This window comes from Treponema parvum, assembly GCF_017893965.1.
Taxonomy (GTDB): domain Bacteria; phylum Spirochaetota; class Spirochaetia; order Treponematales; family Treponemataceae; genus Treponema_D; species Treponema_D parvum.
In genome coordinates, this window is the sequence record NZ_CP054142.1 from 715,802 (window position 1) to 734,027 (window position 18,226).

Below are 18,226 nucleotides of genomic sequence, written 5' to 3' on the forward strand. Positions count from 1 at the left end.
TATCTTTAAAATTATAGCATTTAAAGAAAATCATGTCTGTGATAAAATCTTTTGAAATGTTTTTTGACGAGCCTTTTTTGACAAAACCGATAGGGTAGAGCGTATTGCGCTTGCAAAAGTTGTACGAGGTTTGAAGGATAAGATGTGTAAAAGCTTTTCATAAATTATTGACCGGGAGCTTATTTTTCGGTATAGTTAAAAGAACATCGGGCAATAGCGCAGCTGGTTAGCGTGCGTGTCTGGGGGGCACGAGGTCCCGGATTCAAATTCCGGTTGCCCGACTTAAAAGCTGTTCCAAACGTTAGGGACAGCTTTTTTTATGCTTTTTTTTGTAGTAAAACCGTTTTTTTTCGTAAAATAAGCCTGTAATCCGTATTTCCTACTACAATTTTTAAAAAAAGTATGTATTTCGATTGATATGTCAATGGACTTGACGGTATAATAGCCACGCCTTGAAAAATTGTTTTTAAATTGACTAAATTGCTATAATTTTTTTTATGGGAGATGTAAAATGAGTACAGCGATGAAACGGAATCGACTTGCGATTCTTTTATTTTCCGTTTTTTTTGTTCTGACTGATTGGACGGTTTTTGCTAAAAAAGCTGTCCCCGAACTTGTAAAACAGGAAGAAGGTTTTTATTACGGCTACGGTAAGGGTTCTACCATGGCTGAGGCAGATTTGGCGGCAAAACGCGACCTCATAGAAAACGCCTTGGCCGCGGAGTTAAAAGCTGCGAACGTGCGGTCGCCGAAGCTCGAACTGAGCGACGATTCTGTAAAGGCGCGCCTTACGGACGTTAAGCCGTACGCTCAGTCTAAAAAGAACGAGCCGCCTGTGGTTACGTACAGAATAAAATTCGCCGATTGGGAAAAGAGAGAAAAAGTCTATACGGACAATCTTCGCTCGGATTTGGCGGCGAAGCTCAACAGCAGCAGGAATAAAAAGAATCCTGCCGATAAGATTACCGGAGCCATTGAAATTCTTATAAGACTTATTGACGAAGGCGAAACGGATTTGCTTTCCGCTCAGCCGGACGGCACCGAACTTCTTTCACGCAGAGCCGAAACGCTTTGCTCGGACGTAAGCAAAAGTCTTGTATTTACGCTTTCCGTAGAAGACGGTTTTGTCGGACCTTCCACTCAGTTTGCGGTTAAGGTTGCCGATTCTTCCGGTAACGCCGCCGCCGGCCTTTCCGTTGCCGCAGTGTGGGAAATCCCCGACGTTCCGGCCGACGCCGATTCAATCGACATTCAGGGCGGCGTCAGCGCAATTTTCAAAACCGATGCGCTCGGCAATGCGGTTATAGATTATCCCGTTGCAGAAGACTTCCGCGACAGAGCCGTTATGCTTACCGTAACGAGCGCTTTAACGCGCCAGCTTCCGTCGTCGTCTTTGCTTAAAAAATTGGATGCCCAGAGCGCGGTTGAAGGCCGCTACGTGCATTTTACCGATTTGGCGGCATCATTCCCTTCAGTCGATATTCCGGAAGGCGAATTCAATGCCGGAGCGGTTCCGCAGGATACGAGAGCGCAGAAAAAAGAAGTGTCTCACACAGCTTCTACAGGTGCCTACGCTATCGACCTTACGCCGGTAACCAATGCGCGCTATGGAGCGTATCTTTATCTTACGCAAAGCGACAGCGCTCCCGATTACTTTGATAACCCCGATTACAATCAGGGAAAACAGCCGGTAGTGGGCATAAGCCTCAAAGACGTAGAAGCGTATGCGGCATGGCTTTCCGAAAAGCTTGGAGTTACTTACAGACTTCCTACGGAAGAAGAATGGGAAAAAGCTGCCCGTGCGGGAGCGGACGTGATTTATCCGTGGGGAGATCAAAGTCCGACCGACGATGTAAGAGCGAACTACAAGGGTAACGGTAAATTTTCAAAACCGTCGCCCGTAGGGTCTTATGAAAACGGCAACAACGCTTGGGGGCTTACGGATATGGCCGGCAACGTAGCTGAGTGGACTTCGTCCGCTCACGGTATTGACGGTGAAACGAATCTTCGCACCGTAAAGGGAGGATCATGGATGGACGGTCCGACCGAATTGCGTATTTCTAATTTTCGAAATATTGACAGCCAAAACGGATATGCCGATGTCGGTTTCCGTTTAGTTAAGGAGGTTTCCGAATGAAAAAATGTATGAGCATTATTTCGGCGCTTTTAGCCGTTATATTGATATCCTGCGCCAGCGCTCCCGATCAGGCGACCGCGGATCAAAAAGCGATCGACGAAGGCGTAAAAGCGTGGAACAGCCGCGAACCTGAAGCGGCCGCGACGTATTGGAATATGATTGAAGATGGAAAATTACAAAAGCAATATCTAAATTATATTGATTTATATAAAGCCGGCGTCGAGGCTCTTGACAGCACCGATTCGATTAAGGCTACAAACGAAGCCAAGCTGCTTGCGGCTTGCAATAAGGCGCTGGATAAATTCAGCGCTCTTGATCCCGCTTTAAATCTTTCGCAAGATATTCGTGACAAAGGCGTTTCTCTTTCGGCGAAGCGGCTTGACGCTCTTGTTGCATCAGGAAAATTGACAGCGGCAAGAAAATTGTACGATTCTACTGTAAAGGTGTACGGAACGAGCGATGAACTTGTCAATGCGCACAAAGAAATCGATGTCGTCAGCGCCGTATATTCAAAACAGAATGCCCTTAAACCTGAAGCGGACAAGGCTCGTGCCGACCAGCCGTTTGAAGACAAAATTGCCGCATACGATTCGGCCATCGCTTCTTATGCAAAAGCCGAAAAAGACTTGGATGCGACCGCAGCTTCCGCCGGCGTTGCAAAAACGGCGGGCGTTTCCGTGAATATCCGCAATTTTAAAAAGCTCCGTCAGGACCTTGCGATCGAACGGGCTTCAACCATCCGTGAGCGCGCATACGAGTATAAGACTAAAATCGACGAGGAATTCGCCCGCACTCCCGATAATGGCGGAGACAGCGGAAAAATGTCTCTTGAAGCGATTCTTGCTCACTATCAGTCGGTTCAGACAAACATCGATGCGATCTATCAGGACTTGCTCGGTTTTGCGGCAAAGTATCCGAACGACATCGGCCAAGACATCCTTGACGATATAAACGCGCAGAAAAAAGATCTTGAAGCGAAAATCGCTCAAGTCAACTCTGAAATCCGCACTGCTCAGGAAATCGCAAGCCGCGGTAAGGTCGTCATGCCTCTTATGATCGGTCTTTTCAACCCCGACCCGCGTTCTACGGCGGAAAGCAAAAAGAGCCGCCCGGCAAAATTCAGTGCCAAGAACGCAAAGGGCAACGAGTACTGGTGGGGCATGGTTTCCATTCCGAAAGGACAAATGAACGACCTCGTTATCACTTTGAAAGATAACCGTTCTGTTCGCGTTTTCTCCGAAAATACAAAAAGCGGCAGACTCATCGAAAAAAACAACATGAAGGATCTCGTTAACCGCAGCGCGAAGGTCGGTAATTCGTGGCCGGTTCTCAATGCGGGCAACCAGCTAACGACCAACAAATACTTTTTTGAAATTCAAAAAGGTAAAACCAACGATTACGAAGGCGAAGTTGTCGTCTATAGTTCATTTATTGTGAGGATGCGTTAATGAAATTTAATAAAAAAGGCATTATTGCCGTTATCATCATAGCCGTTATCGTATTGGGCTCTGCCGCTGGGTTCTTAATTTGGAGAGCGCAGCCTAAGGGAGCCACGGTCGCGGTTTCTATGCTGCCGGATTCCTTAAACCCCGTATTGGAACAAAATATATCCGGTTTGAACGCCGACGAACTCTTGTTCGACGGTCTTGTGAATTTTGAAGTTGATAAAGCCAGCGGTTCGCTTTATTCCGATCTAGCCCTTGCCGAAAGCATCATGCAAAATCCCGTAGACAAAAAAACGTATACGGTAATGCTGCGCGACGTAATGTGGCACGACAATACTCCGGTTACTTCCGAAGACGTCGTTTATTCGTTCGCCGCATACACGGATGAAGCAAACAATTCTCCCAAACGCGACTACCTTATGTCGTTTATCAAGAGCGTTACGGCTGAGGACGAAAAAACGGTAAAGATCGAATTCATCAATCCGATTCCCGAATTCCGCGCGTATCCCGTACTAACGTTTAAAATTATCCCGGCACGATACGGCGGGCAGGCAATGCAGGTAAACATGAGAGCCGGTGAAAACGAGCGAAAATTCGCTACCGCCCCGATCGGAACCGGTCCGTTTAAACTTGCAACGTGGGAAATAGGAAAATGGTTGACTTTTGAAGCTAACGGCATGTATTTTAAAAATACACCGCAGACGTCAAGCCTTGTTATGAAACGCGTCATCGACCCCCTTATCCGCATAAACGAAATGCGCCAAGGCCGCGTAAATTTGATTCTTGAAACGAATCCGATGGACAGAGCCGAAGTTGAAAAAATTCCTAATGTCGACGTGAATTCATACATTCCGTATGCTTTTTATCAAGTTGCCATAAACACAAAGCTGTTCCCGAACGCGGAAGGACGCGAGGCTATGGCTATGGCTTTGGACAGATCGTCTCTTATCCCGTCGATCACCGACAGGGATACAGGCGTTATTTTGAATTACGGTCCGTTCCCATCGAACCTGTTTTCGGCCAATATTCCAGAATATGTAAACCGCCCCATGCCCAACAATATTCCGTACAATATTCAGAAGGCGAAACTTCTCGCCGCTTCGGGCGGAGTCGCAGGTCAGAATGCGATTCTTTTATACCCCGATTCTATGGGCGAATTCGGCGACAAAATGGCTAACGGCATTGTGAGCCAGCTTGCGGCGATCGGTTTGAATGTTGAAGCCAAACGAACCGGCGACAGAGTTTTTTCCCGCATGGTTAATACAGAAAAATCTTACGAGCTTGCGCTCGTGTACTGCGAAGGTTTTGACAACCTTTATTCGAGTTTGGGCGACTGGTACCGTTCCAACGGCGAAAAAAATATTACCGGCGTGGCGGACAGCAAGCTCAATTCGCTTTTCGACGACTGGGAAAAAGAAATTGTTACTTCAAATTGGATCGATCTTACCCTCCAGATAGACAAACGCATTTGCGAGCTTTCGCCTGCATTGTTTTTATGTTCTTTGGAAAAAGATGTGTATTCCCGCGGTTTGGAAAACGTTGCTATCGCAACCGACAATCCATTCCTTTCAGTTGAAAACTGGAAGCTTAAATAGGAAGTGTCATGCGTTTTTTTCGCTTTTTAATGAGGGAATTTATCCTGCACGGCATTATATTTGCCGTGGCGGGAACCGTACTGCTTTCGGCGTTTTATTTGCTTTCGATCGGCGCTCCGGCTGAAAGCTACGCCGAAGCGGCGCGTTCCTTTTTATTGCTTATTTCGGGTTCGGAAGACTTTTCCATTGCTCACCCGGGCTTTAGTTCCGGCCAGATTATCGCATCGGGAGCGGCCGTCACCTTACCGCTGACGCTGTTTTCGCTGTGTCTTTTGGCCGCCATCGCCCTTGCGGGATCTGCGTACGCCGTAACCGGGCAGTACATGGCCGAGCATCATGAATATTTCGGAGCGGAGCGCTTCGGTAAATTTATGAATTTGGTCATATCCGTTCTTGCGGCGGTACCGCTGTTTATCGGTTTTTGGGTTTTGGCAAATGTGTTCGGAAGCAACGCCCCGCTCATCATCATCGCGTTTATCACCGTTGTTTTAGGCGGACTTTCGTGGGATGCGACCAACTTTCTTAAAACCGATATGCTCAGGCAGGTCAATTCAACTCACGCTATTGTGTTTTCGACGCTCGGCCACGGTTTGGGGCGTCTTTTCCCTATGCCGAATACGTATTCTGGTTACCTTTTTTCATCGAGTTTGCCGCGCTTTATTCCGTATCTTGCGGGTAAGGTTCCGGCGATCATCGGCGGGGTAACCATTGCGGAAATCGTCTTTTCGTTTCCGGGACTGGGCAGCACGCTGCTCGACGCGCTGCTTGCAACCAACACCGATTTGCTTGTGGCCTCCGTGTTTATACTTTTGTGCGTGAATGCGATTGTGTCGTTTTTGGTAAAGACTATTCTATTCTTGATTTATCCGAGGTGGTATGAAAAAGCTATTTAATATTCTTAAAATTGTATGCATAATTCTTTTAGTGTCACCTTTGGCATTTTCATGGCTTCCGTCGGAATACTTTGCAAAAATTGTGCCCGAAAGAATTGTGTCTTCAGGATTTTTCACTTCGTTTTTTTCATCGTTTAGGGAACTTTCGATTTCGCTTACGGCGACTTTGCTGTTTGCAATGCTGTTGAGCTTTATCTTGGGCTACATAAGCGTATTGAATATGCGCGTCGGAAGGACGTTTGCTAACATTCTCAACGCGGTGGAATCGATTCCGGCGATCCTTGTGGCGCTTTTTTGTTATGCGCCGGTGTCTGGCTACCTTGCGCGGCACACGAGCGCGGCTTCGACGGTTATGTCGCTTACCGTATTCGTGCTTGCTGCGACGGTAACAACGCTGCCTGAGGCCGTGCGGAGCATCGCCATTCCGCTTATAGATTTGTATAACAGAAAGTACAGCCTGTCGTTCCGTTCTTACGGATTTCCTAAAATGCGCATTCTTGCAATTCTCATGGGTACCGATTTGATGCGCAGCACGTTCCGCCGTGTGGCGGCGGGCATTTTACTTAAAACTCTTGTTCTGGACTGTTCGTTCGGTTTTATCATTCAGCTGGGCTTCGGAAGCTACGGTACGCCCGCTCACTTGAGTCCCGGCGCGCTGATAGCCGCACACAGAGACGCTTTGTTTGAAGGCGGAGACCCGATTCTGTTTTGGCTTCCGTCGATCATGCTCATAGCGATAAGCGTCGCGTTTTTGATCGTATTAAATGAAGACAGAGGAGGGAACTCATGACGCCTGTTTCGCTTAATAATTTTTCCATACACCTTGACAAACGTGAACTCCTCAAAGATTGCAGTTTTTCTCTGGAACCTAATTCATCTTCCGTTATCATGGGGCCGACGGGTACGGGCAAATCCGTGTTTTTGAAGTCTATTGCCGGAATTCTTTCCACAAAGATTTTTACATTTGGGGGAAGCATGAAGGTAAACGACATACTCGCTTATGACGGACGCAAGCTTGATTTTGACGCGTGGGCGAAGATAGCTCAGTCGGGACTTATGTTTGTGCCGGCGGAAACCGCACAGGTTATGAACCCCGCTCTTACGCTAGATCAAAATCTCGCCTTGCTTGCGCCGGGACAGAGGCAGGTCATAGTCGAGCGGCTTAAAAAGTATTTTTCGCTAGATTTCGAAGCGTTTGCACGTCTCTACCCCGATGAAATTTCAGGCGGAGAAATGCAGCGCATCACGCTTATGATTCTTTTGTCGCGCAAAGGCAACCTCATCCTTTTGGACGAACCGACCGTAAACCTCGATCGAAACCTCAGAAAGCACTTTGTGACTTTTTTGAACAACGAAATACTTGCGCCTAAGGATAAAACTTTCCTTATGGTGAGCCACGATCTTGACTTTATAAAGCGCCTTACTCTTGATAAGGCTTTTATGCTTCAAGACGGCATCATAAAACAGATGGATCAGCTTCCCGAAATGGAAGGCTATGAGAAACCCGAAGCGAAAAAAGGCGCGTCGGGAACAGCGATCGAGCTTAAAGACGTGTCGCAAACTTATTTTAAGCGCGGTATTTTCGGCGAACGCACGTTTACGGCGTTCAAAGGGCTGAACCTCAAGTTCGAGCGTTCTACCGTTTACGGGCTCACAGGGCCTTCCGGCTGCGGAAAGTCCACGACGATCAAGGCGATCCTCCGTCTGCTTGACAGCACGAAGGGACAAATTCTCATGGAAGATTCCGATTTGGTCGCTTTAAAACCTAAGGAAACGGGCAGAGATCCTAAGGCGTTTAAGCCTTTCCGCCGGCGTATGACAGTTGTACAGCAGGATTCCCGCTTTTCGTTTTTTCCCGATTTGAGTATCCGCGATTCATTTAAACAAATTTCTGCGGAAAGTCAGGGCGGCACGATCGAAGAGCTTGAGAAAAACCTGGAAAAGGTTGGGCTTACGAGCGCAAACCTTGACGAGCATCCGTATCAGCTGTCGTCCGGAGAGATGAAGCGTATGGATATTGCGCGCGCTCTTACCGCCAAACCCGATATTTTGCTTCTCGACGAGCCGTTCGCTCATATCGACTTTGAAACCCGCCTTAAAGTAATGCAGGCGATTTCAGAATACCTTGCTGTCCATGCGACGATTTTGGTGATCGTTACGCACGAGGATTTTGATCTGCGTTACTTTGTAGAAAAGAGTTTCGATTTTCCCGAACTGGTCGGTCAGTTTACCGGAAACTGAAATTCGTAGGAATTGTGCATTTTTGTACAATTCCTATTCACACCGCTTCATGCACACTTTGCAGCGGCTGTAAACGTGGCGGTTGTCAAGTTGCTGCATCAAACTGCTGTGCGCTTGACATTTTTGCGGTGCGTACCTATATTGCTTATATACCCCATCAGGGTATATAAGAGGTGCCGCATGAGCGTAAAAGAAATTTATGAAATCGAAGGAATGTCTTGCGCCGCTTGTTCTGCAGCTGTTGAGCGCGTAACGCGTAAACTCCCCGGTATGATCAGAAGCGACGTCAATTTGGCGACCAATAAAATGAGCGTCGAGTACGAACCGTCTTCGATCACTCCCGAACTGATAATAGAAAAAGTAAAAAATGCAGGCTTCGGCTGCAAACCTTATAAAAACGACTCTTGCAATACAGCAGGCGATAAGGCTGCAGCGTCGCGTAAAAAAGCCGGGGATGAAGAAGAAAAAAAGGCTTTGAAGGCGCTTAAAGACCAAAAAACAAGCCTTGCGGTTTCACTTTTTTTTGCCGCGATCCTTTTATATGTTTCGATGGGAAGCATGTTGACTCCTTCAGCGCCGCTGCCGGATATTTTTAACATGCACACACATCCGGTAAATTTTGCTTTGCTTGAACTTCTTCTTGCGCTCCCGATCATGTACCTAGGGCGAAGATTCTACTTTAGAGGTTTTAAAGCCCTATTCCACGGCAATCCCGACATGGACACTCTGGTTGCCATAGGAAGCTCCGTCGCTTTTATATACAGCCTTTCTCTTACGTTTTTAATCGAAGACAATTCTCATATCGTTCATTCTCTGTTTTATGAATCGGCGGCTGTGGTCATTGCGTTTGTTTCCATAGGAAAATTTCTTGAAGGACGCAGTAAGGAAAAAACGAAGGAAGCCATAAAAAGTTTGGTAGAACTTGTCCCCGATACGGCGCTCGTGATTCAGCCTGACGGCTCCGTGCTTGAAACTCCGGTGGAAGCGATTTTACCGGGAATGATTCTTTCCGTTCGCGCCGGTGAAAAAATTCCTTTGGACGGTATTGTCGAAAGCGGATTAAGCAGCGCGGACGAGTCCATGCTCACGGGAGAGTCCATGCCGGTTGAAAAAAAACAGGGAGACGCGGTCATAGGCGGAAGCCTTAACGGGAACGGTCTTTTGACCGTTCGAGTGACTAAGACCGGAGGCGATACCGTATTAAGTAAAATAATAGCGTTCGTAGAGGAAGCGCAGGGGAAAAAAGCTCCTATATCGCGTCTTGCAGACAGGGTTGCAGGAGTTTTCGTTCCGCTTGTGATAGGGATAGCTCTCTTTGCCTCTCTTTTATGGACGGTCATTGGTATTTTAGGTGCGGGAGGTATAATTCAGCTTCCTTCCGGCTGGAATATTTCAGTCGGATTTGTGTTAAGGGTGATGACGAGCGTCCTTGTGATCGCGTGTCCCTGCGCGCTCGGCTTGGCGACGCCTACGGCTATAATGGTCGGTACCGGACTAGGCGCTTTAAACGGAATTCTGATACGAAGCGGCGAAGCCCTTGAGACGACGCATTTTATAGACACGGTTGTTTTGGATAAGACGGGTACCGTTACCGAAGGTAAGCCTGTTGTAACCGAAGTCGTAACAGCTTCCGGCACGGAAGAAGAAAAAGAGCGGCTTTTAAAATTGGCGGCCGACTTGGAAAAAACTTCCGTTCATCCAATTGCAGCCGCCTTGACCGATGCGGCAAAAACTTTTGCGGAGAAAAAAAACTGCGGCGGGGAAAACGCAGGCGCCGCCGACAGAGGCAGTGTGCCCGGCGCGGAGATCTGCAGAGCATCTGAAGCGGGGCTCCCTAGCGCCGGCATTGGCGAGGATATCACGGACTTGCAAAACGTTCCGGGGCGCGGCGTAAGGGCTTTTCGAGACAAAAAAAACGTTTTTGCAGGAAATGCGGCGTTTATGGCCGAAAACAGCATCGACGTGAGTGCTTTTGAAAAAAAGGCCTCGGAATGCGGCGCGCAAGGCAAATCGATTGTTTATGTAGCCGAGAGTAACCTTGCCTTGGGCTTTGCCGCCGTTGCGGATACGGTTAAAAGCGACTCCGCCGAAGCTATAAGACGTTTAAAAAAAGAAGGAATCCGTGTTATTCTTTTGACAGGCGATAATAAAAAAGCCGCAGATTACATAGGTTCAAAGGTAAACACCGATAGGGTTGTAGCCGAAGTTTTGCCGCAGGATAAGGCGCGCATCATCGAAGATCTGCAAAAAGAAGGCGCAAAGGTGATGATGGTGGGTGACGGAATAAACGACGCACCCGCCTTGGTACAGGCGGACGTCGGCGCGGCCATAGGGGCGGGCAGCGACGTTGCCGTTGAAAGCGGAGATATAGTGCTGATGAGAAATTCTCTTTCAGATGTTCCGCGCGCCATAAGGTTGAGCCGTATGACAATTTCGAACATAAAAGAAAATTTGTTTTGGGCATTCTGCTACAATGTCGTAGGGATTCCCATAGCCGCAGGAGCCTTATTTCCCGCATTCGGTATTCTTTTAACGCCCATGTTCGGCGGACTTGCGATGTCGTTAAGCAGCGTTTGCGTGGTTTTAAATGCGCTTCGTCTAAAAACAAAACGACTGTAAGGTGCGCTCATGAATGATAAAATGAATTGCTGCGCCGAGCCGCAGCGAACCGTTATCGAAGCGTCGGGTAAAAAAAAGACGGTCCGTTCGGAAAAAACGAAAAAACTTCTTGTTTCCCGTCTTAACAGGATCGCCGGGCAGATAAGCGGAATTTCACGCATGATCGAAAAGGACAGCTACTGCGTAGACATTTTGATACAAACGTCGGCAGTGCAGTCGGCGCTAAAGAGTTTTTCGCATGAAATAATAGACAGGCACGTCCGTTCCTGCGTCGCCGAAAGCGTGCGTTCGGGAGACGATTCGGCCGTTGATGAGCTCATAAATACGATGTATAAGTTTATAAAGTAGATTGCGCAAAGTGCGCACGAATGTTTAATTTTACAGGAGGAATTATGAAAACATTATCCGTTCCGGATATGCGTTGTGAAAAATGCGTTGCAAATATAACAAAGGCGTTTGACAGTGCGGGCATAGAACACAAGATCGTAGATCTTTCAACAAAGACGGTAGACGTCGCCGATAGTTTTGTTGAAAAAGCCTGTTCCGTTCTTGAAGACATAGGTTTCCCTGCAAGCTTAAAATAACCTGTAATGTTTTATCGCCGTCATCATCGAAGATTCTCCGCCCTATATTTTAAAGCTGCAGGGGTTAAAGCTATAGCGCCGTTTTTTGCTTTTTGCTTTTTGCTTTTTGCGCTTTTCGTATTCGGCTCTTGCGCATCGGTAAAACCGGGCATAAAAAACGCTCGAAGTGATCCGAAATTCAAAATGCGCGAAGGAAGATTTTTTAAAGAAAATCTTTCAAACGGAATTCCTGTCGTCATAAAAGAAGGAATCGGCGACAGAACCGGTTTTGCATTTGCGCTTTTAATTGAAGGCGGATCTTCGCTTCAATCTCACTCTACGGCGGGAACGGACAAAATTGTATTTTCTTTCGTCTTATCTAATGCGGAAAATCTTATAAACGGCACGGACGGCGGGACACTGAAAACGGGCATAATGCGACCGTTTGTGGAATGTACGCCTGACTATTCGCTTTTCGGGTTTTCCGCTGAGAAAAAATATTTTGAAACTGTAAAATCGGCTTTTTTAACTTCGTTTTCGGACACGGCTTTTACCGAAGAGAAATTGTCCGATTTTAAACGGGAATATAAAAAAATAGGCGAAAGACGATTTTTGCCCGAACGGTTTATGCAAGCCGTCCGTAAAGAAATTTTTGCCGGAACGCCGTATGAGATTTCACCTGATCCGACTTGTGATTCTTTAAAAAACATAAAATTGAATGACATTAAGGCTCGATATTCCGCGATAAAAGATCCGGCGAAACTTAAAGTCGTTGCAACGGGAAATTTTGACGAGAGGCAAGCCGCCTTATTGACTTCGGAATTGGAAAAATCTTTGGGGAATTTGCGGCATTTAAAACCTTCCACTGAGGAGTTCGGCGATGCACCGCCTTCTTTGAAACCTCAGGATCGCGAAAGTCCGCATTCAAAAGCCCCGTCTTTATCGGTCGCTCTTCCTTTTTTAAACATTGCCGCAGGCACAAAGATATTCGATAGAGCCGACTTTTTAGAGGAAAAGGATACGGAACTTGACTCTTTTTCGCCCGACGATCCGCCCTCAGGTAAAAATGCCGGTGTAGATCCGACTTTGCCCGCAGCCCGAGGCATTGTCGGCGTCATGCCTTTGGGCGACAATGAAAAACTTTTGGCAGGCGTTTTTGCGGCTCCCGCTTTTTCGTCTGAAGATTATCCCGCCTTTTCGCTTTGTCTCATGGTCTTTAATAATATGCTACGCCGTTCGCTTTTGGGCGTAGAAAATGCCGCGCGTTCTGCGGGGTGCGCTTTGCTTCCGGGGAAAACGCAGGCGGGAATAATTTCAGTCTACGGAGCAAAGGATGCTGAGACTGTTATGGAAACCGTAAACAGCCTTAGATCCTCATTCCCTTCCACATCCGATCTTGACAGAATCCTTTTTCAATATAAGCGCGATTTTGTTTCGCAGAGCGTACGGGCAGGCGAAAGCAGCAAAGGAGAACTTTTCCGTCTGGTAAGGTCATGGGAATATTTATCTTTACCGGAAGCGTATACTCGAAGACCTTCCGTGATCAACGAAGTCAGCGCCTCTCAGGTTTTTGCCGCGTTTGAAACCTACATTGAAAAAGCTCCGATTCAATGGTTCGTATTAAAATAGCGTTTGGAGTATGAAGTTGCATCGGCCGGCAGAATCGATAAAAGCCGGAAACCCCTGGTGCTGCGAAAGTCTTAATATATCTGACAGCCCGTTTTCAGCCGATTTACCCGTCGGCGTTGTTTTGATATAATAAATGCCGTATATTTTAAGATATTTTTATATAGAGGATCTTATGCAAGATGAAGTAAGAGTTCGTTATGCTCCTTCTCCTACGGGAATGCAGCACATAGGCGGTGTTCGTACCGCTCTTTTTAATTATCTTTTTGCGCGTTCCAAAGGCGGAAAGTTTATTCTTCGCTTGGAAGACACCGACCGCACCCGCTATGACGAAAAATTCGTAAAAAATTTGTACGATACTATGAAATGGCTCAGCATTGAATGGGACGAAGGCGGGGAAAAGGGCGGCGAATACGGGCCCTATGTTCAGTCGGAGCGTTTCGAGCTGTATAAAAAATATGCTTACGAACTTGTAGAAAAAGGTGAAGCTTATTATTGCTTTTGCGATTCGGAGCGGCTTGAACGCATACGCAAAATTCAGACGGAAAATAAAATGGCTCCGGGTTATGACAGAAACTGCCGCCACCTTACGGCCGAAGAAGTAAAATCCGCCATGGACAAGGGGACTCCGTTTGTCATACGTTTAAAAGTTCCCATGGAAGGCGTTACGAAATTTAACGATCGTCTTTTGGGCGGTATCGAGTGGAAAAACGAAGACATAAGCCCCGATCCTGTTCTTTTAAAAAGCGACGGTTTTCCTACTTATCACCTTGCAAATGTAGTCGACGATCATTTTATGAAAATTTCACATGTGATGCGGGCGCAGGAATGGATCCCCTCAACTCCGCTGCACGTGCAGATGTATCGCGCTTTCGGCTGGGAACATCCGGAATTCTGCCATTTGCCGATGGTAAACGGCAAAGACGGTCAAAAACTTTCAAAGCGGCACGGCGCTACGTCAATGAACGAATTCCGCGCACGAGGATATCTTCCTCAAGCCATCATAAATTATGTTGCTATGCTGGGCTGCTCTTACGAAGACGGGCGCGACATGTACACGCTTGACGAACTTGCAAAACTTTTTAAACTTGAACACTTAAATAAATCTCCCGCCGTTTTTGACTATAAAAAACTTGAATGGTACAACGGTCAATACATACGGATGCTTTCCGATGAAGAATTGTACAAGTTGACTTTGCCGTTTATTACAAAAACGGGAGACGCCGCCCTTGACGTAAACGTTTCGGAGGAATTTCCCGCTCCCCGTGTGGGGCCCGAATATTCCGGCATAGCGTTGGACAGCGACGGCGAGCCTGTTTGCGTGGACAAGGCTGTTAAAATGAGCGGCGCGGAAGTTAAAGACGCTCTTATGCGCCTTATGCCGCTCATAAGGGAACGTCTGCACTATCTTACCGATGCCGCCGAAATGGTACATTTTTTATTTTCGGAACCTGAAATTCTGTCAAGCGACCAGATAATCCCTAAGCGGCTGGACTTTGAAAAGACAAAGGAAGTCCTTACGGCCGCCGAAGATTTTATTAAGGCGGTTCCCGCTCTCAGCCACGAAGAAGCGGAAGAACTTGCCCGTTCCATGTCCGATAAATTGGAAGTAAAGCTAGGTGATTTTATGATGACGATTCGCATGGCCGTTACGGGCAGCAAAGTAAGTCCGCCGCTTATAGGCTCGATTTTAATCTTAGGCGTAGAGCGTTCTATCAATAGGATAAAAAAAGCCCTGCGCGTTTTTTAAATTTCGGGCTTTTAAAAATTCGAAAGCCCGTATGCACGACGGAAGGCAGGCGCGATTTATGTTGAGATTGAAGATTCTCCGTCGGCGCGTTTAGTCGTAAAGGATTCCTTTGACTTCTGTAGCACGACCTGTAATTTTGCTTGACGCGCATATTGCAGTCTAATACAATAAAATATGCTTGTTTTGCCGAAAAGGTCTAAAATAAAGGCCTTTTTTATATCGCCGGTAAATCTATAGGAGACGTAGTATGCCGCTTAAATTGGTAGGAACCGTTATATTGCTTGTCCTTGTAACTATTTTTGCAGGGTTTAATATCGACAACAAATGTAATGTTAATTTGATTTTCAGGCAGTTCAGCGACGTTCCCATTTTTTTCAGCCTCATGGTAGCCTTCGTTTCCGGAGTGATTCTCATGATCCCGTTCACTATAGGAAAACGACACAGGGCCGAAAATAATGCAGGCAAAAGAAAAGCGAAAGAAAAAATTGCCGAAAAAAATGCTAAAAATTTAAAAAAACAGGCTGAAGCGGCGGGAATGGAGCCGGCGCAGTCTCAGAATCAGGCGGACTTTTAGCGGATGCGTATGAAGAATAAACTGCCGTTCCTGTGCGCTTGTGTTTTTTTACTGAGCCGGATTTTTGCCGGCGAAACCGCAAAAAACACTGCGGCGGAGATTGCAGCTGAAAGTGCGAAAAAAGCGACCGTAGAAAAATCAATCGAGTTTATTGAAGAAAGCCTACGCAAGGTGACGGCGGCGGCGGACAAACGCGCTTTGTATATTTTTCTCGGTTCTTTATACGAGCAGCTTGCGCGATATGATTCGGCACGTGAATCTTACGCCGCCGCCGCCGGAATTGCCGCGGGCGACGTTGAAAACATGCCTAAAAAAAGCAATGAACAGCTTGTTTTGGATGCCGTGCGCTGCGCTCTTTCACTTGGCGACGGAGCCCTTGCGGACAGTTATCTTAATTCGGCCGTCCGTAATTCCGACGACAAGGAAATTCAAGCCTATATAAAACTGTATTCCCAATGGAGTTCCCTCTGTAAGGCCGATAAGCCTTCTGAAGTTGACGAGACCGTAGTTCTTTTAAAAGCTTACGCTCAAATGCCGTCATTGGAAACGGTCCGTCCCGCCGTTTTTTTGACTTTGTGGTATCTTACGGGAGAAGAAGAATATTCGGCAAAACTAAAAAAGCAGTTTCCTTCAAGCATGGAAGCGGCCATAGTAAGCGGCAAGGTTCAGCTTATGCCTGCGCCGTTTTGGTTTTTTGTTCCGCATTCTCCTTTGGCGCTTTCAAAAATTACGGACTCCGCAATTGATGAATTTTCTGCCGAAAAATCTTCTGCAGCGGGATCGGCGGCTTCGACCGAAACGCTATCCGCATCTGCAGCTTCTTCATCGAACGCAAGCGACCCCGCTTCGGATTCCGAAAGCGAAAAGCCGCTTTATCTCCAGCTAGGTCTGTTCCGTGAAAGAGAAAACGCACAAACCCTTGTTTCGCGTCTCGTCGAAAAGGGCTTCGCGTCAAAAATACTTTCCGAAAAGCGTAAAAGCGGAACTACTTATTACATTGTCGCCGTAGATTACGAGGACGGAAGCGTCGCTTCCGAACTGCGTACGGCGGGATTTGACTGTTATCCCGTATTTCAGTAATTGTATAACCTTCCTTATTTCAATATAATCAATTAATTATGAGTAATGAAAATAAAAATCCGCTTTTGTGCCATTGGGCGGATCAGATGGCCGATAAGATTATCCGTGAGCGCGGGGACTTGCCCTTATACACCTGTGCATCGGGAATTACGCCGAGCGGCACCGTGCATATAGGTAATTTTCGTGAGATAATTACCGTCGACCTTGTTGTGCGCGCCTTGCGCGATCGCGGAAAAAATGTCCGCTTTATTTATTCGTGGGACGATTACGATGTTTTCCGTAAAATTCCTGCGAACATGCCCGATCCTGAAATACTTGAAAAATATCTTCGCTTTCCCATCACTATGGTTCCCGACACCACAGGGCGAAACGAAAATTACGCCCGCCACCATGAAGTCGACATCGAGCAGGAATTGCCGCGTGTAGGAATCATGCCTGAATTTTTATACCAGGCCGAGCGTTACCGTGCTAACCGATATTCGGAAGGCATGAAAAAGGCTTTACAGGATCGCCTTGTGATAAAAGACTGTCTCAACGAATACCGCGATGAAGATCATAAAATGCAGGAAGAATATTGGCCCGTCTCCGCCTTTTGTTCAAAGTGCAATAGAGACACCACTTCGATAACCGGCTACGACGATGAATACAATCTCTCATATAAATGCGAATGCGGACACTGTGAAACGGCCGATATTCGTTCGTTTAAAGGTTTTAAACTAGGCTGGCGCGTAGATTGGCCTATGCGTTGGAGTGAAGAAAAAGTTGTTTTCGAGCCCGGCGGAAAAGATCATATTTCCCCCGGCGGCTCCTACGATACCGCAAAGCTTATTTCAAAAAGGATCTATGGTTGGGACGCGCCCGTTACAATGCGTTATGATTTTGTAACGTTAAAAGGTATTCCCGGAAAGATGTCTTCATCCAAAGGCCATGTCATAGCCCTTGCGGACGCTTTAAAAGTATATCAGCCTGAGGTTTTGCGCTACATCTTTGCCGGTACTAGGCCTAATACGGAATTTTCCATAAGTTTTGATCTGGACGTTATTAAAGTATATGAAGATTACGATAAGACCGAGCGTATAGTTTGGGGACTTGAAAAGGCAAAAAACGACGATGTCTTAAACAAAGAAAAAAGAATTTACATGCTTTCGCAGATCGAAAACAAACTTCCCGAAGTTATGCCTTTTCAAGTGGGCTTTAGGCTTCTTACGACGCTGCTTCAGACTTATTCCGGCGATATTGACGCCGTCATCGCTTCGTTGAGCGGTGTAAAACCGGAACAAAAAGACGCGTTGCGCCGGAGGGCCGAATGCGCGTGGTATTGGGTGACCGAATGTGCTCCCGAAGAATTTAAATTTGCGTTATGTACGGATAAAAGTAAGGTCGAGCTTTCCGGCAGCGAGTTAAACTGCATAAAAAAATTGCACGACGAAGTCATTCCATCGATGGACGATCTGAATGAAAGCGCTTTAAATCAAAAGATCTTTGACATAGCGGCTGAGCTTAACATGCAGCCCAAGGATATGTTCCGCGCCGTGTATCAGGTTTTGATCAGAAAGGATCAGGGGCCGCGCCTTGCGAGTTTTATGAAGATCATAGGCAAAGACAAGCTTTTGTCCATTTTGGAAGTTTATTTATAAAAAAGCTGCCATTGCAGGGCTTTTGAATAACTTTGGGACAGCTCTTTTTCGAAAGCCCGCCGTAGA

14 protein-coding genes and 1 tRNA gene are annotated in these 18,226 nt (G+C 46.8%); all 15 read left to right on the forward strand.

The genetic code is table 11. The features are described from left to right. Nucleotides 1–207 precede the first annotated feature (207 nt). The 15 genes from HRQ91_RS03280 to lysS all read left to right on the forward strand — a co-directional run bounded on the left by HRQ91_RS03280 (nucleotide 208) and on the right by lysS (nucleotide 18,160). A tRNA-Pro gene (locus HRQ91_RS03280) sits at nucleotides 208–281 on the forward strand. A gap of 230 nt (nucleotides 282–511) precedes the next feature. After that, the gene (locus tag HRQ91_RS03285) at nucleotides 512–2,137 is read left to right on the forward strand and encodes a formylglycine-generating enzyme family protein (protein ID WP_210120246.1); all 1,626 of its coding nucleotides are present in this window, start codon (nucleotides 512–514) and stop codon (nucleotides 2,135–2,137) included. Then, nucleotides 2,134–3,585, forward strand: coding sequence for a hypothetical protein (locus HRQ91_RS03290; RefSeq protein WP_210120247.1), 1,452 nt, complete (start codon nucleotides 2,134–2,136; stop codon nucleotides 3,583–3,585). Before HRQ91_RS03285 ends, HRQ91_RS03290 begins: the two co-directional genes overlap by 4 nt. Beyond that, nucleotides 3,585–5,177: an ABC transporter substrate-binding protein gene (locus HRQ91_RS03295; RefSeq protein ID WP_210120248.1), complete on the forward strand. Its 1,593-nt coding sequence runs from the start codon at nucleotides 3,585–3,587 to the stop codon at nucleotides 5,175–5,177. The genes HRQ91_RS03290 and HRQ91_RS03295 overlap by 1 nt, the downstream gene beginning before the upstream one ends. An 8-nt stretch (nucleotides 5,178–5,185) precedes the next feature. Continuing rightward, nucleotides 5,186–6,070, forward strand: a complete 885-nt coding sequence (locus tag HRQ91_RS03300; protein WP_210120249.1) for an ABC transporter permease subunit — start codon at nucleotides 5,186–5,188, stop codon at nucleotides 6,068–6,070. Further along, entirely contained in the window at nucleotides 6,054–6,860 is an 807-nt protein-coding gene (locus HRQ91_RS03305) for a hypothetical protein (RefSeq protein WP_210120250.1), read from the forward strand. Before HRQ91_RS03300 ends, HRQ91_RS03305 begins: the two co-directional genes overlap by 17 nt. Then, nucleotides 6,857–8,311: an ATP-binding cassette domain-containing protein gene (locus tag HRQ91_RS03310; RefSeq protein ID WP_210120251.1), complete on the forward strand. Its 1,455-nt coding sequence runs from the start codon at nucleotides 6,857–6,859 to the stop codon at nucleotides 8,309–8,311. Before HRQ91_RS03305 ends, HRQ91_RS03310 begins: the two co-directional genes overlap by 4 nt. A gap of 180 nt (nucleotides 8,312–8,491) precedes the next feature. Then, the gene (locus HRQ91_RS03315) at nucleotides 8,492–10,930 is read left to right on the forward strand and encodes a heavy metal translocating P-type ATPase (protein ID WP_210120252.1); all 2,439 of its coding nucleotides are present in this window, start codon (nucleotides 8,492–8,494) and stop codon (nucleotides 10,928–10,930) included. 9 nt (nucleotides 10,931–10,939) lie between these two features. Next, the gene (locus HRQ91_RS03320; protein ID WP_210120253.1) at nucleotides 10,940–11,278 is read left to right on the forward strand and encodes a metal-sensing transcriptional repressor; all 339 of its coding nucleotides are present in this window, start codon (nucleotides 10,940–10,942) and stop codon (nucleotides 11,276–11,278) included. Between the two features lie 44 nt (nucleotides 11,279–11,322). Continuing rightward, nucleotides 11,323–11,514 (forward strand): heavy-metal-associated domain-containing protein, encoded by a 192-nt coding sequence (locus HRQ91_RS03325; protein ID WP_210120254.1) that lies wholly within the window; start codon nucleotides 11,323–11,325, stop codon nucleotides 11,512–11,514. Nucleotides 11,515–11,520: 6 nt separating this feature from the next. Then, entirely contained in the window at nucleotides 11,521–13,122 is a 1,602-nt protein-coding gene (locus tag HRQ91_RS03330) for an insulinase family protein (RefSeq protein WP_210120255.1), read from the forward strand. Nucleotides 13,123–13,294: 172 nt separating this feature from the next. Further along, entirely contained in the window at nucleotides 13,295–14,869 is a 1,575-nt protein-coding gene (gltX, locus tag HRQ91_RS03335; protein WP_210120256.1) for a glutamate--tRNA ligase, read from the forward strand. 247 nt (nucleotides 14,870–15,116) lie between these two features. Continuing rightward, entirely contained in the window at nucleotides 15,117–15,443 is a 327-nt protein-coding gene (locus HRQ91_RS03340; protein ID WP_210120257.1) for a lipopolysaccharide assembly protein LapA domain-containing protein, read from the forward strand. A 9-nt stretch (nucleotides 15,444–15,452) separates the two neighbouring features. Further along, nucleotides 15,453–16,523, forward strand: a complete 1,071-nt coding sequence (locus HRQ91_RS03345; RefSeq protein WP_210120258.1) for an SPOR domain-containing protein — start codon at nucleotides 15,453–15,455, stop codon at nucleotides 16,521–16,523. A 38-nt stretch (nucleotides 16,524–16,561) separates the two neighbouring features. Beyond that, entirely contained in the window at nucleotides 16,562–18,160 is a 1,599-nt protein-coding gene (lysS, locus tag HRQ91_RS03350) for a lysine--tRNA ligase (protein WP_210120259.1), read from the forward strand. The last annotated feature ends 66 nt before the right edge of the window (nucleotides 18,161–18,226 follow it).

What these genes read in the sequence shown, in the direction of transcription:
- HRQ91_RS03285 (WP_210120246.1), top strand. Translation starts at nt 512, where the DNA reads ATGAGTACAGCGATGAAACGGAATCGACTTGCGATTCTTTTATTTTCC.
- HRQ91_RS03290 (WP_210120247.1), top strand. Translation starts at nt 2,134, where the DNA reads ATGAAAAAATGTATGAGCATTATTTCGGCGCTTTTAGCCGTTATATTG.
- HRQ91_RS03295 (WP_210120248.1), top strand. Translation starts at nt 3,585, where the DNA reads ATGAAATTTAATAAAAAAGGCATTATTGCCGTTATCATCATAGCCGTT.
- HRQ91_RS03300 (WP_210120249.1), top strand. Translation starts at nt 5,186, where the DNA reads ATGCGTTTTTTTCGCTTTTTAATGAGGGAATTTATCCTGCACGGCATT.
- HRQ91_RS03305 (WP_210120250.1), top strand. Translation starts at nt 6,054, where the DNA reads ATGAAAAAGCTATTTAATATTCTTAAAATTGTATGCATAATTCTTTTA.
- HRQ91_RS03310 (WP_210120251.1), top strand. Translation starts at nt 6,857, where the DNA reads ATGACGCCTGTTTCGCTTAATAATTTTTCCATACACCTTGACAAACGT.
- HRQ91_RS03315 (WP_210120252.1), top strand. Translation starts at nt 8,492, where the DNA reads ATGAGCGTAAAAGAAATTTATGAAATCGAAGGAATGTCTTGCGCCGCT.
- HRQ91_RS03320 (WP_210120253.1), top strand. Translation starts at nt 10,940, where the DNA reads ATGAATGATAAAATGAATTGCTGCGCCGAGCCGCAGCGAACCGTTATC.
- HRQ91_RS03325 (WP_210120254.1), top strand. Translation starts at nt 11,323, where the DNA reads ATGAAAACATTATCCGTTCCGGATATGCGTTGTGAAAAATGCGTTGCA.
- HRQ91_RS03330 (WP_210120255.1), top strand. Translation starts at nt 11,521, where the DNA reads ATGTTTTATCGCCGTCATCATCGAAGATTCTCCGCCCTATATTTTAAA.
- gltX (WP_210120256.1), top strand. Translation starts at nt 13,295, where the DNA reads ATGCAAGATGAAGTAAGAGTTCGTTATGCTCCTTCTCCTACGGGAATG.
- HRQ91_RS03340 (WP_210120257.1), top strand. Translation starts at nt 15,117, where the DNA reads ATGCCGCTTAAATTGGTAGGAACCGTTATATTGCTTGTCCTTGTAACT.
- HRQ91_RS03345 (WP_210120258.1), top strand. Translation starts at nt 15,453, where the DNA reads ATGAAGAATAAACTGCCGTTCCTGTGCGCTTGTGTTTTTTTACTGAGC.
- lysS (WP_210120259.1), top strand. Translation starts at nt 16,562, where the DNA reads ATGAGTAATGAAAATAAAAATCCGCTTTTGTGCCATTGGGCGGATCAG.